Raw genomic sequence first — 13,992 nt, forward strand, 5'->3', positions numbered from 1 at the left:
CGTTGACGTCGGCGAGGTCATCGCTCGCGTTGGCGATGCAGACGCTGCTCCGGCCGCCAACGAATCGGCTGAGGAAGAAGCCGAAGAGGCATCTGCTGCAGTCGAGAAGGACGAGGAGCCAGTAAAGGCCAACGAGGAGACTGAGGAAGACTCCACTGACGTTGACGCTGGTGACGCCACCGACGTTGAGATGCCGGAGCTCGGCGAATCCGTCACCGAAGGCACCATCACCACCTGGCTGAAGAAGGTCGGCGACACCGTCGAGGTCGACGAGCCACTGCTCGAGGTTTCCACCGACAAGGTCGACACCGAAATTCCTTCCCCGGTCGCAGGCACCCTGCTCGAGGTCCTCTACGACGAAGACGACACCGTTGACGTCGGCGAGGTCATCGCTCGCGTTGGCAGTGGCCAGCCAAAGAAGGCCGCACCGAAGAAGGAAGCTCCAAAGGCTGAATCCAAGCCGGAACCAAAGAAGGAAGCTCCAAAGGCAGAGTCCAAGCCGGAGCCAAAGAAGGAAGAGCCGAAGAAGGAGACTCCAAAGGCTGAGGCCCCGAAGGCTGAATCCAAGCCTTCCGCTAACAAGGACGTTCCTTACGTCACCCCGCTGGTCCGCAAGCTGGCTGACAAGCACGGCGTTGACTTGACTAAGGTCGAGGGCTCTGGAATCGGCGGCCGCATTCGTAAGCAGGATGTTCTGCGCGCTGCTGAGGGCGGCCAGGAGACTGCTGCTGAGTCCGGCTCCAACTGGTCCACCAAGGGCGTTCGCCCTGAGCTCGCTGAACTGCGCGGCACCACCCAGCGTGTCAATCGCATCCGCGAAATCACCGCTGCCAAGACGCTCGAGTCTCTGCAGACTTCCGCACAGCTGACCCAGGTCCACGAGGCAGATATGACTGCCATCTGGGATCTGCGCGCTACTAAGAAGGCTGAGTTCGAGAAGAAGCACGGCGCGAAGCTGACCTTCCTGCCATTCTTTGCAAAGGCAATCGTTGAGGCTCTGGTCAGCCACCCGAACGTCAACGCTTCCTGGAACGAAGAGACCAAGGAGATTACCTACCACGAGCAGGTCAACCTGGGTATCGCTGTCGATACCGAACGTGGTTTGCTCTCCCCGGTCATCCACGACGCTCAGGATATGTCCCTGCCGGAGCTGGCTGCTGCTATCGCGGACATCGCAGACCGCGCTCGCAATAACAAGCTGACCCCGAAGGACCTGTCCGGCGGCACCTTCACCATTACCAACATTGGCTCCGAGGGCGCTCTGACCGACACCCCGATTCTGGTTCCGCCGCAGGCCGCAATGGTCGGCACCGGCGCGATTAAGAAGCGCGCAGTAGTCGTCACCGAGAATGAGGCAGATGCCATTGGTGTTCGTGCCATGGTCTTCCTGCCAATTACCTACGATCACCGCCTCATCGACGGCGCTGATGCAGGTCGCTTCATGACGACCGTTGTTGACCGTCTCGAGGTTGCTAACTTCGAATCGGATCTGCAGCTCTAAGCAGCCTGCTCCCCTCCTGGGGTGGTAGCGCCGCGGGAATCTAGCTGGCTTGCTAGCAGGAGGTTCCACCTCTTCCCTGCCCGCGTTAGTCGCACATTGCGGCTGACGCGGGTATTTCTTTTGCCGCATTCGTTCCGCAGTTGAACCTAATCAGCGATTCCTTCAAATGCGCAGACACCCTATTCTTGGCTAGTACTCAGATTTCGCGTAGCCACACATAGCTAACTCCATCGGCACAAAGAATTTACGCGCTGTTATTGCGCCATTAAGTCATTAGCGAACAGCGGAAAGGTCTAGCTGAACGCAAAACCGCAAGTAGCAAATGTGCATGCTTTTTGTAATGCCGAAATGCGAAAACGCCACACACCCACACACTTAGTTTCGACTATCGCTTCCAGCTGCGCCAACGAGGGCCAAAGATATCGATAATTAAATTCATTATTTGTTAACCTAGCCGTCACCTAGTTAGCAATTAGCCTTTACCAATCTAAGAAATCATTAGACAGCAGGCTTCTTTGGCGTGCCTATTTTTGCTCTCTGTACGTAACTTAGAAAGGTGGAGCATGTCCTCGGCTCCAGCGAATACTAGTTCGTCGACCGGGACCACATCGTCTGAGCAATCGAGCTCCTCAGATAAGTGGTGGCATCTCTTCTTCGGCGGGCTTCTCGCAATCAACATCGTAATTTTTGTCTTCTGGGCTTATGACTTCGTCGGCCCGCAGGCAAATACGGCAATTCTTCTGATTACCATCGCGTTCGCCGTCTTCATGGCGTTCAATATCGGCGGTAACGACGTTGCTAACTCCTTCGGTACTTCAGTCGGTGCCGGCACCCTGAGCATGAAGCAGGCGCTAGTTGTCGCTTCAGTCTTTGAGGTTTCGGGTGCCGTCCTCGCAGGTGGCGAGGTTACTGACACCGTCCGTTCCGGCATTGTGGACCTGAATGCGATCCATGGTTTGGACCCGATGGAGTTCGCCTTCATCATGATGTCCGCGCTGCTCGGCGCGGCAGTGTGGCTCCTCGTTGCCACCCGCATGGGTTGGCCAGTTTCCACTACCCACTCCATCGTCGGCGGTATCGTCGGTGCCGCACTGACGGTCGGTTTCATCACCGGCAAGGGTGGCTGGAGCATGGTCCAGTGGGATCAGATCGGCCAGATTGCAATTTCCTGGGTTCTCTCCCCGCTCCTTGGCGGTTTGGTCGCGTTTCTTCTGTTCGGCGGCATTAAGAAGTCGATTCTCGTCTATAACGACAAGGCTTCTCAGCAGCTGCAGGCCATCCACCAGGAAAAGGCCGATCTTAAGGCTCAGCACCGTGAAGAGTTCGAAAAGCTGCCTGAGCACGATCAGATTTCGTACACCAACGCGATGCTTCGCGACGCGACGACGATGCGCGATGCCGACTGGGATCGGAATGACCTGGAGTCTGAGTATTTCCGCAAGCTCGTTGACATCGAGTCCAAGGTTGATGACGTCCGCGCTCACCGCGCGCTAGAAGCCTGGGTTCCAGGCCTGGCCGCATTGGGCTCCGTCGTCATCTCCGCGATGATGCTGTTCAAGGGCCTCAAGAACCTGCACCTGGGCCTGTCCGGCCTGGACAACTTCCTGATTATGGGCATGATTGCCACCGCCGTGTGGCTCGCCGTTTACATCTTCGCCCGCACTTTGAAGCGCCAGGACCTCGACCGCTCGACCTTCCTGCTGTTCAGCTGGATGCAGGTCTTCACCGCTTCTGCGTTCGCTTTCTCCCACGGTTCGAACGACATCGCTAACGCACTTGGCCCGTTCGTGGCAATTCTGGATGTTCTGAAGACCAACGAAATTTCTTCTGAGTCTGGTGTTCCACTGGCAGTCATGGCCACCATGGGTGTCGCTTTGATTTCGGGTCTGTGGTTCATCGGTCGTTACGTTATTCAGACTGTCGGTTCCGGCTTGACTAAGATGCACCCGGCGTCGGGCTTCGCCGCAGAGCTCTCTGCTGCTGTGGTCGTTATGATCGCTTCCCTGCTGGGTCTGCCGGTTTCCTCCACCCACATTCTGATTGGTGCTGTTCTCGGTGTCGGTATCGTTAACCGCGCCGCTAACTGGAACCTGATGAAGCCGATTGGTTTGGCCTGGGTTATTACCCTTCCGGCCGCTGCATGTATTTCGGCAATCACCGTTTCCATCCTGCGCGTCGTCTTCGGCTAAGCCCACAAAAGCACGCCACTTTCGCCCCGGTGGTCACTTTCTAGTGACCACCGGGGTATTTTTGTGGCTGGTGCTATCCAAGTAACAAGAAATCTGAGGACCACAGAAATTCGGCGTATCCTATAGGCCACCATGACTGCCCCAAGAAAACCTTTTACTCGCGCAGATAAATCCATTCGAGACTCTAGCTCCGACATCGAGATTCAGCACCTGGGTCTTGTCGATTACGAAGAGACCTGGCACCTACAGGCAGACCTTGCTACCAAGCGTGCGAAAGACCTGATTCCAGATCAGATTCTCGTGCTTGAGCACCCGAGTCTTTACACAGCAGGAAAGCGCACCCAGCCCGAGGACCGCCCTACCAATGGGTTGTCGGTCGTCGATGTCGACCGCGGGGGCCGCATCACCTGGCACGGCCCGGGCCAGCTTGTGATGTATCCCATCATCAAGCTCGCTCAGCCGGTCGATGTGGTGGACTACGTCCGCAGAATGGAAGAAGCCCTCATTCAAACCGTTCGCCGGGCTGGCATCGCAGCTGCTGGCCGTATCGATGGCCGCTCGGGGGTATGGATTCCCGCATCAAACGGAATTAGCGACCGAAAGATTGCGGCACTGGGAATCCGCGTGACTCATGGTGTGACCATGCACGGACTCAGTCTGAACTGCGACAACTCTATGGAGTTCTACAACTACATCATCCCGTGTGGCATCTCCGATGCTGGAGTGACCACCCTATCCCGGGAGCTTGACCGAGATGTTAGCGTGTCAGAGATGACAGAGCCGCTTCTGGCGGATTTACAAGATGCTTTGGAAGGCCGTCTGACCGTTGCCGACCATTCCTTCGGCTCCGCGCCCGACCCCACGAAGAGCCTGCCACACCGGGTGAAGCACAACTCCACTACCGGCATATTCGAGTACTCATCAACAAACAAGTAGGGTGAAACTGTGACTGTTAAGCCAGAAGGACGTAAGTTACTGCGTGTCGAGGCACGAAATGCCGAGACCCCTATCGAAAACAAGCCACGGTGGATCCGCAACCAGGTTCGCCCGGGCCCCAGCTATAAAGACATGAAGAACCGTGTCTCGGGCGCCTCCCTGCACACAGTTTGTCAGGAGGCTGGCTGCCCAAACATTCACGAATGCTGGGAAGACCGCGAGGCCACCTTCCTTATCGGCGGCGACAAGTGCACCCGCCGCTGCGACTTCTGCCAGATTAACTCCGCCAAGCCAGATCCCTTGGACAAGGACGAGCCGCGCCGTGTCGCCGAGTCCGTCCGCGAGATGGATCTTCGCTACGCGACCATCACCGGTGTCGCCCGCGACGACCTGCCCGACGGCGCATCCTGGCTCTACGCAGAGACATGCCGACAGATTCACGAGCTCAACCCGAATACGGGGGTCGAGCTCCTGGTCGACGATTTCCGTGGCGACGAATCCGCCGCACAGCAGGTCTTCGACGCCAAGCCTGAGGTCTTCGCTCACAACCTGGAGACGGTGCCGCGCATCTTCAAGCGCATCCGTCCAGCATTCCGCTACGAGCGCTCCTTGGAACTCATCACTCGTGCTCGCGAAGCTGGGCTGGTTACCAAGTCCAACCTCATCCTGGGCATGGGCGAAACCTACGACGAAATCATCTCCGCTATGGAAGATTTGCACGGAGCCGGCTGCGACATCCTGACAATTACGCAGTACCTCCGGCCCACCCCGCTGCACCACCCAATTGACCGTTGGGTCAAGCCGGAAGAGTTCGTCAAACTCTCCAAGGCTGCCGAAGAGATGGGCTTCGCTGGCGTCATGTCAGGACCGCTGGTCCGTTCCTCTTACCGCGCTGGACGGCTCTACGCCCGCGCGCTGGCGCACCGCGGTCAGGAGCTGCCTGAGCATCTCTCCGCGCTTGCCGACGGCGGCGGCAGCGACCTCGCTCTGCAGGAAGCCTCGACTCTGCTCGACCGCTATGGCGCATCGGAGGATACGCCAGTCACTTCGGCTATTCCGGCTTCCTAGAGGCCTGACGGCCTCAGCGCCGTCGTAAAGCGAAACGACGCTACGGCGCGGTCTATTGCCTAAAACTACATCGCATGACCTAAAGTTGGTGATTATGGCGACCAATGATGCGAAAGAAATGAAGAAGGCGAACCGCGCCGCCAAGCGCGCTCAGCGTAAGCAGACCCGTAGCCAGATGTGGCAGGCGTTTAAGCTGCAGCGCTCGCGGGATAACAAGCTCGTGCCGTACATGGCGCTGGGCTTTTTCGGGCCGATTATCCTGCTGCTACTGCTTGGTCTGCTCATTGGTGGAGTCTGGCCCTGGGTTCTGACGATTATTGGTATTTCGATCGGCTTTATGGTCGCGATGTACATCTTCTCCAAGCGTCTTGAGGCTTCCTTCTACACAGAGGCAGAAGGCCAGGCCGGCGCTGCAGCGTGGACGCTGGACAATATGCGTCAGGGCGTTGGCTATGTCTGGCACGTCAAGACCGGTGTTGTCGCTAATCAGCACATGGATGCTGTTCACCGTGTTATTGGTAACGCCGGTGTTGTGCTGGTCGGTGAAGGTGATCCGAACCGCGTCAAGCAGATGATTGCTCGCGAAAAGAAGTCGCTGGCACGCATTGCGGGCGAAGCTCCGATTTACGACATGATTGCTGGCAGCGACGAGGGTCAGGTCCCGCCAAAGAAGCTGCAGCGCGAACTCATGCGTCTGCCGCGCAACCTGAATAAGGATCAGGCCAATGCTTTGAATGAGCGCATCCAGTCGATGGATCGCATTCGCGATGCGCGCGCGAACATGCCCAAGGGGCCGATGCCGAAGGGAGCTAACCCACAGGCCGGTATGAACCGTCGTGCGCGCCGTGCCGCAAATCGCGGCAAGAAGCACTAGAGGTTTTAGCTAGGTTTCACCAGAGCCAGTTGCTCGGGCAACCCGACGAGGGACAACCTAGGTTGAAGCAGAAAAAGGGGCTTTCGGGCCCCTTTTTTGTGCTCTAAAGCTTTAAAACGAAGTCCAAAACCACGACTTCAAACACAGTTATTGATGTCTTGTTGAAGTGATTGCTCTCACTTATCACGCCGTCAGCAAAGGTTATATCCTTGCTGAAAACAATGCTTAATGAAGATTACTGCTCGTTGTGCCACCATGGGATATGTGCAACTCTTGGCTGAAAATGAACTCTTAGCGCTTCTAGTGATTTTGTTTCTTGGCCTGGCAATTGGCCAGATCAAGATCTTCGGCTTCAAGCTTGGCGTGGCTGCCGTCCTCTTCGTCGGCCTTATCCTCGCTACCATTGAGCCGGAAATTCAAATCTCCCCGCTGATTTACATCGTGGGCCTGGCATTATTCGTCTACACCATCGGGTTGGAGGCGGGCCCCGAGTTCTTCAGCTCGTTACGCTCACGCGGTATCAAGCACAACTTATTCGGCATTGGTGTGCTCGCAGTTGTCACTATCGAGTCTTTCTTGCTAATCAAGTTTTTGCCTATCGACCCGGTGGAGGGCGCAGGCGCCTTCACAGGCGCTCTGACCAACACCCCGGCTATGGCAGCAATCGTCGATGCTCTTCCTAGCCTCATTTCGGATAAGGGCGAGCTGGCCGCTGCCCACGATATGCCGGTGATTGGTTACTCCCTGGCCTACCCAATCGGCGTGCTGGCAGTGATTGCCTCAATCGGTATTATGTCGAAGGTCTTCCGCGTCGATCACGACCAGGAAGCTATCGACGCAGGTGTCGCCGCACTTCCGCTGCATACTCGGGACATCAAGGTCCTCAAGGACGACCTGCCGTCCATCACTGACCTTCCGTCGAAGTTCGGTTTGGACATCACGGTTTCACGCATCGAGTATAAGGGCCACCTCTACATTCCATCTCCGGGTGACTCTGTCTCTGTCGGCGATATTATTTCCGTCGTCGGTACAGAGGAAGAAATTGCTCGTGCCGCCGAATACATTGGCGAGCTTATGCCAGGTGATCCGACACACGACGGTCGCCTGGACTTCCGTCGCATCTTCGTCTCCGCATCTGACGTGGTGGGCGTACCCATTGCGGAGCTTCAGACTCGCATGGACGGCATGATCATTACGCGTATTCGCCGCGGCGACCACGACATCGTCGCGGAACCAAACATGCGCCTCGAGCTTGGCGACCGCGTCCGCGTGGTTGCACCACCAGAGAAAATCAAGGACGCAACAAAGTTCTTCGGTGACTCTTACAAGAAGCTTTCCGACGTCAACCTCTTGCCGCTCACCCTTGGGCTTACGCTGGGTGTATTGGTCGGTCTCATCAAGATTCCGCTTCCGGGCGGCAGCTCGCTAGCCCTGGGATCCGCTGGTGGTCCACTGGTTGTGGCGCTGATTCTGGGTGCTGTTGGTCGCACTGGCCCGTTGGTTTGGCCTATCCCCTACTCGGCCAACCTGGCGTTCCGCACCATGGGTCTAGCACTGTTCCTGGCTGGTATCGGCACTACTGCTGGTAAGGGATTCCAGGCTGCGTTGTCTGACCCGGCATCACTGACAGTTCTGGGCCTTGCCGCCATCATCGCCTTTAGCTCCGCACTGTTGACCCTCATTGTCGGTCACCGCGTGCTGAAGATTCCGTTCGGTCAAACTGCGGGTATCCTCTCGGGCTTGCAGACTCACCCGGCAGTGCTCTCATACGTCAACGACCAGGCCAAGAACGAGTTGCCGGCAATGGGATACACAACGGTGTATCCAATGGCAATGATCATGAAGATCATTCTCGCCCAGGTCCTGGTCGTGTTGGTGCTATAGCCCTAACTCAAACAGCATTAACCCAAAATGACGGCCGTGCCAGTGGCACGGTCGTGCATGCCGCGCATATCCGAGTCGGTGATTGCTGGCGGCAGTAGGAAAAGAGTAAGCAAGCTGCGGAAGAAGGCACGAACAAAGCCGACTCGCTCGCCGGGCTTGTCCACGCGAGCGACGCCCATCTTCATCATCCACTGCCCCGGAGTGCGGGCGAACAGCCAAACCGACACCGTGCCAATAATGAGGAAGACAACTGGCGTATAGGTCGCAAGGAATGACTGCCAGGCGATAAACGAATCCCCGAACTGATCAATTTGCTCCTCGCTCGGGCCGAAGAACATCGAAAACGCGCCGGCAATCATCAGGGAAATGATCCAGTCAATGAGAATGCCGCCGACGCGACGCATCAGCGTCGCTTGCGAGCCTGGTCCATCGGGGGCAAGACCCAACGCCTGGCCGGGATAGTCCGAGAGTTTGTCCGGATTATCGAACTCTCCCGGAATCTGAGGGCCATCTAGCCAACTGTGCTTTTCTTCCATGGGTTCATAGTCTAATGCAGTAATCCGGCTATCAAATCACGGGCTGGGACAGCCACTCAGCCTACGCGGGGGTAATCCGGGGGCGATGTTGCGTCGCCTTTTCCAATTTTTTATCAGCATGGGAGCTAAAGGCTCGTCGTAAAGCGTGTGTGACGCGAATGCGCAGGGTATTGCCCTGTTTCCACAAACAGATAACCTACTCCCTATTTGCGTAGCCTATTCCGTATTGGCGGATTCTTTTATGCGGCACGGCAAAATTCGTGGTTCTAATTCCAGAATGAATGGGTGGTTCGTTAAGCTTAAGGGCGTCAACCGGCCAGTCCTTGACAGCGCGGCAGGCGCACGAATCAGCGTGCAAGAATTCCCTACTGCGTACTAAACAAGGCCAACTAAGGAGACCGCACATGTCCTTCAAAACTCCCGAGGAAGTAGTCGCGTATATCAAAGAAGAGGGCGTCGAGTTCGTAGACGTCCGCTTCACGGATGTTCCCGGCATCGAGCAGCACTTCACCATTCCGGCATCCGCATTTGACGAGGACGCAATGGCCGAAGGCCTGGCATTCGACGGTTCCTCGATTCGTGGTTTCACTTCCATCGACGAGTCCGACATGGCACTGTTGCCCGACCTGAGCACCGCGCGCATTGACCCGTTCCGCAAGGCAAAGACCCTGAACGTCAAGTTCTTCGTCCACGATCCGTTTACCCTCGAGCCGTTCTCCCGCGACCCGCGTAACGTTGCGAAGAAGGCGGAGGAATACCTCATCTCCACCGGCATCGCCGACACCTGCTTCTTCGGCGCTGAGGCGGAGTTTTACATCTTCGACAACGTCAAGTTCGAGACCGACACCAACCGCGGCTTCTACGAAGTTGATTCCATCGAAGGTTGGTGGAACCGCGGTAAGGACCAGAACCAGGACGGTTCTGCAAACCTGGGTTACAAGACTCGCCTGAAGGGCGGCTACTTCCCTACCGCTCCGTACGACCACTATCAGGACCTGCGCGACAAGATGTGCCTGAAGCTCGCTGATGCCGGCTTCGACCTGGAGCGCGCCCACCACGAGGTCGGCACTGGTGGCCAGCAGGAGATCAACTACAAGTTCAACACGATGTTGCACGCTGCAGACGACCTGCAGACCTTCAAGTACATCATCAAGAACACCGCCTGGGAAGAGGGCAAGTCCGTCACCTTTATGCCGAAGCCGCTGGCTGGCGACAACGGCTCGGGCATGCACGCTCACCAGTCGCTGTGGAAGGACGGCAAGCCGCTGTTCCACGATGAGGCCGGTTACGCAGGCCTGTCGGACATTGCTCGCTGGTACATCGGCGGCATCCTGCACCACGCAGGTGCGGTACTGGCCTTCACCAACCCGACCCTGAACTCCTACCACCGCCTGGTCAAGGGCTTCGAGGCTCCGATTAACCTGGTCTACTCGCAGCGCAATCGCTCTGCCGCTGTTCGCATTCCGATCACCGGCTCCAACCCGAAGGCAAAGCGCATCGAGTTCCGCGCCCCGGACCCGTCGGGCAACCCGTACCTTGGTTTCGCCGCCATGATGATGGCCGGACTGGACGGCGTGAAGAACCGCATCGAGCCGCACGCTCCGGTCGACAAGGACCTTTACGAACTCCCGCCGGAGGAAGCCGCCGACATCCCGCAGGCTCCAACTTCTCTCGAGGCCGCGCTCGAGGCCCTGCGCAACGACCACGAGTTCCTGCTCGAGGGCGATGTCTTCACCGAGGACCTCATCCAGACCTACATCGACTACAAGTACGAAAACGAGATCGAGCCGGTTCGCCTGCGCCCGACTCCGCAGGAATACGAAATGTACTACGACTGCTAGAGTTTTCGCTTCACGACGGTCACAGCGAGCAGCACCCGTTGCTCCTCATGGCCACCCAACGAGCTTGTTAGATGCCGCCTGACCACAGTTAATGTGGCCAGGCGGTTTTTCGTTGCGGCCATGCTGGCTGCGGGTGCCTGGGCCCGCATACGCGCGCGTATGTGAGCACGAATTTGTGCGCGATTCCAGGCCACTTCCCTGAACAGGACCATATACCACCACAAAAGGGCCACACCTCCTGCACGAGTAGAGTCGCGCACTCTCCTCCTCCCCCCCCCAGTCTTATCGATGCAATATTCACTTGTCGATGCGCTATAGCGTGGCCATAAGTGAACAGCGCATCGACAAGTGGCAGGGTGGGGAGAATACCGTGCGCATAAGAGCCGGACAGCCGTCGATAAGTGACGAAAAATCGTCGACAAGTGAAGGAAAATCATCGATAAGTGCCAGAAAATTGGCCATAAGTGCGAGGGTGGCGCTAGGGAGAACGCGAGGGACGAATGCGGGGGCGGCTACCAAGGGTGGATGGGGCATGCTGCGAAGGTAGGATGCCCGGCAATCACGCCCGTTGAACCAGAAATGTGTCGCAGATTAATAACATGTGACAAAGTTCACAAACATTGATGTGTGGGAGGATAATTCACTCATCGGTAATCGTTCTGAGCAATTATCAATTGTGCATGTCGAAGTAGTTATTACGGGCAACTTATTGACGGAAATTGGACTCCATCGCTATGACCGTCGTAAAGCGGAAATGGAGTGCTGAAGACTGCGTAAACGCCCCTACGCTGTGGCTTTTCCGTATGGTAGTAGGACAAACCCCCTCGGAAATGGCGACTCGAGAGCCCACGCCGAGGCATTTGATTGATTCTGGAGAGCATGCATCTGGAATTTCTTAAGCACCGCTGCCGCATATGGTGGCCGATGAACATTAAGAAGGATTTGAGCATTCTTGACTAACGAAAACGCTGCCAACCCAGAAAACTCAACTCGCATTGATTTTCTCTACCTCAGCGAACCTGACATGGTTGAAGCTGGCGTCACGGATTTCGCTAAGTGTGTTGAGACCATGGAAGAAACCCTGATTCTGCTGGCTGACGGCGACTACCGCATGGCTGGCGCTTCCGCTAACTCCCACGGTGCCCAGGTCAACTTCCCGGATAATCCAATCCATGAGGGTATGCCGGCAAATGGCCCTGACCGTCGTTTCATGGCAATGCCCGCCTACCTCGGTGGTCGCTTCAATGGCGCAGGCGTTAAGTGGTACGGCTCCAATGCCGAGAACCGCCAGAACGACCTGCCACGTTCGATCCACCTGTTCATTCTCAACGATGCAATTACGGGTGCACCGAAGGCTGTCATGTCGGCAAACCTCCTTTCGGCATACCGCACTGGCGCTGTCCCGGGTGTCGGAGTCAAGCACCTGGCCGTCGAAGATGCCGAGGTCGTTGGCATCATTGGCCCGGGTGTTATGAGCCGCACGATTCTCGGCTCGGCCATCTCGCAGCGTCCAAGCATTAAGAAGGTCAAGGTCAAGGGCCGTTCCCAGGCTTCGACTCAGAAGGCTGTCGATTGGATCAAGAACGAGTTCCCACAGCTGGAAGAGGTCCGTATCGTCGAGACCGAAGAAGAGGCCATCCGCGACTCCGACATCCTCATCGCCGGCACCTCGACTTCCTCCGATGGCCCGTCCGGTTTCCCGTACTTCAAGAAGGAGTACCTGAAGCCCGGCGCGCTGCTGCTCATGCCGGCCGCTGCACGCCTCGACGACGACTTCGTGCGTTCCGACGACTGCAACCTCGTCGTTGACTACACCGGCCTGTACGAAGAGTGGTTCAACGAGAACGGCCCAGACGTGACCTATGAGCGCTTGCTCGGTATTCCGGGTAACCGCTGGTGGGACATGAAGGAAGAGGGCACTCTTTCCGCCGAGAAGCTTGTCAACATTGGCGATATCGCTTCCGGCAAGGCTCCGGGCCGCGAGAACGACGAGCAGATTTTCTGCTACTCCATCGGCGGTATGCCGGTCGAGGACGTTGCTTGGGCTACCGATGTCTACGACAACGCCCTGGACAAGGGCATCGGTACCAAGCTGAACCTGTGGGATGTTCCACTGCTGAAGTAACTAACGCGGTCCGAGGGGCTCGATTAACACTTAGTTCGAGCCCACCTCAAAACTCCGCCGCACCAAAATCGCACAATTTCATAGTGACCAGCCAGTTCGACAAGACGACCAACAAGCTCAACAAGCTAGACGCGAAGTAGGCGAATTTTACCAATGGGTAAGTTCAAACCCAGCAGTGACCAGACAACTCCGGAAGGGATCCAACGGTTCATCCGGGACAATGAGATTCGCTGGGTAGACGTCCAGTTCACCGACGTTCCCGGCATTGAACAGCACCTGACTGTTCCGGTATCCGAGTTTGATGAGGACTCCGCTTATGAGGGTCTCGCATTCGACGGATCGTCCATTGCGGGTTACACCTCGGTGGATAACTCCGACATGATGCTGCTGCCCGACCTGGACACAGCTTTCATCGATCCATTCCGCAAGTCGAAGACGCTGAACATGAAGTTCTTCGTCCACGACCCGCACACCCGCGAGCCGTTTAGCCGCGATCCGCGCAATATTGCCCGCAAGGCCGAGAACTACCTGAACGAGCTGGGCTTCGCCGATACTTGTAACTTCGGCGCCGAAGCAGAGTTCTACATCTTCGACTCTGTCCGCTACGACTCCACCTCGAATAAGTCCTTCCACGAGGTTGACTCGGTTGAGGGCTGGTGGAACTCCGGTGTGAAGGTCAATCCGGACGGATCGCGCAACCTGGGCCACAAGGTGCGTACCAAGGGTGGCTACTTCCCTACCGCTCCGTACGACCACATGCAGGATCTCCGTGACGAAATCGGTGAGCACCTGCAAGATGTTGGCTTCCATGTTGAGCGCTCCCACCACGAGATGGGCTCGGGTGGTCAGCAGGAGATTAACTACCGTTTCAATACCCTGCTGCACGCCGCCGATGACATGCAGACCTTCAAGTACGTAGTAAAGAACACCGCCAAGTTCAACCAGAAGTCGGCCACCTTCATGCCGAAGCCGCTAGCTGGCGATGGTGGTTCTGGCATGCACATTCACCAGTCGCTGTGGAAGGATGGCAAGCCGCTG

General features: G+C 56.9%; 10 protein-coding genes. 9 read left to right on the forward strand and 1 reads right to left on the reverse strand.

Annotation, left to right across the window (positions count from 1 at the left end):
- The 6 genes from sucB to HMPREF2847_RS08395 form a co-directional block, all read left to right on the forward strand.
- Positions 1 to 1,501: 2-oxoglutarate dehydrogenase, E2 component, dihydrolipoamide succinyltransferase (sucB, locus tag HMPREF2847_RS08370; protein WP_246821992.1), on the forward strand; the 1,501-nt coding region annotated here is incomplete at its 5' end.
- Between the two features lie 563 nt (positions 1,502 to 2,064).
- A complete protein-coding gene (locus HMPREF2847_RS08375; protein WP_070852117.1) occupies positions 2,065 to 3,690 on the forward strand; it encodes an inorganic phosphate transporter in 1,626 nt (541 codons plus the stop codon).
- Between the two features lie 132 nt (positions 3,691 to 3,822).
- Positions 3,823 to 4,626 carry a lipoyl(octanoyl) transferase LipB gene (lipB, locus tag HMPREF2847_RS08380; protein WP_070852118.1) on the forward strand — a complete coding sequence of 268 codons (804 nt, stop codon included), beginning with the start codon at positions 3,823 to 3,825 and terminating at the stop codon, positions 4,624 to 4,626.
- A 9-nt stretch (positions 4,627 to 4,635) separates the two neighbouring features.
- Positions 4,636 to 5,694, forward strand: a complete 1,059-nt coding sequence (gene lipA, locus HMPREF2847_RS08385) for a lipoyl synthase (RefSeq protein WP_070852119.1) — start codon at positions 4,636 to 4,638, stop codon at positions 5,692 to 5,694.
- Between the two features lie 94 nt (positions 5,695 to 5,788).
- Positions 5,789 to 6,568 (forward strand): DUF4191 domain-containing protein, encoded by a 780-nt coding sequence (locus HMPREF2847_RS08390; RefSeq protein WP_005511046.1) that lies wholly within the window; start codon positions 5,789 to 5,791, stop codon positions 6,566 to 6,568.
- Positions 6,569 to 6,832: 264 nt separating this feature from the next.
- Positions 6,833 to 8,452: an aspartate:alanine exchanger family transporter gene (locus tag HMPREF2847_RS08395; RefSeq protein ID WP_187401127.1), complete on the forward strand. Its 1,620-nt coding sequence runs from the start codon at positions 6,833 to 6,835 to the stop codon at positions 8,450 to 8,452.
- A 17-nt stretch (positions 8,453 to 8,469) separates the two neighbouring features.
- On the opposite strand, the gene HMPREF2847_RS08400 is transcribed toward HMPREF2847_RS08395, so the two are convergent.
- The gene (locus tag HMPREF2847_RS08400) at positions 8,470 to 8,988 is read right to left on the reverse strand and encodes an RDD family protein (protein WP_038625896.1); all 519 of its coding nucleotides are present in this window, start codon (positions 8,986 to 8,988) and stop codon (positions 8,470 to 8,472) included.
- A gap of 404 nt (positions 8,989 to 9,392) precedes the next feature.
- On the opposite strand from HMPREF2847_RS08400, the gene glnA reads away from it, so the two are divergent.
- From glnA to HMPREF2847_RS08420, 3 genes are all read left to right on the forward strand, one after another.
- Complete coding sequence (gene glnA, locus HMPREF2847_RS08405; protein WP_070852121.1) at positions 9,393 to 10,829, forward strand: type I glutamate--ammonia ligase; 1,437 nt, start codon at positions 9,393 to 9,395, stop codon at positions 10,827 to 10,829.
- Positions 10,830 to 11,781: 952 nt separating this feature from the next.
- Positions 11,782 to 12,954 (forward strand): ornithine cyclodeaminase family protein, encoded by a 1,173-nt coding sequence (locus HMPREF2847_RS08415; RefSeq protein WP_070852123.1) that lies wholly within the window; start codon positions 11,782 to 11,784, stop codon positions 12,952 to 12,954.
- Between the two features lie 153 nt (positions 12,955 to 13,107).
- Positions 13,108 to 13,992: glutamine synthetase beta-grasp domain-containing protein (locus HMPREF2847_RS08420; protein ID WP_210401625.1), on the forward strand; the 885-nt coding region annotated here is incomplete at its 3' end.

It is taken from the genome of Corynebacterium sp. HMSC074C03 (genome assembly GCF_001838285.1).
Classification (GTDB): domain Bacteria; phylum Actinomycetota; class Actinomycetes; order Mycobacteriales; family Mycobacteriaceae; genus Corynebacterium; species Corynebacterium amycolatum.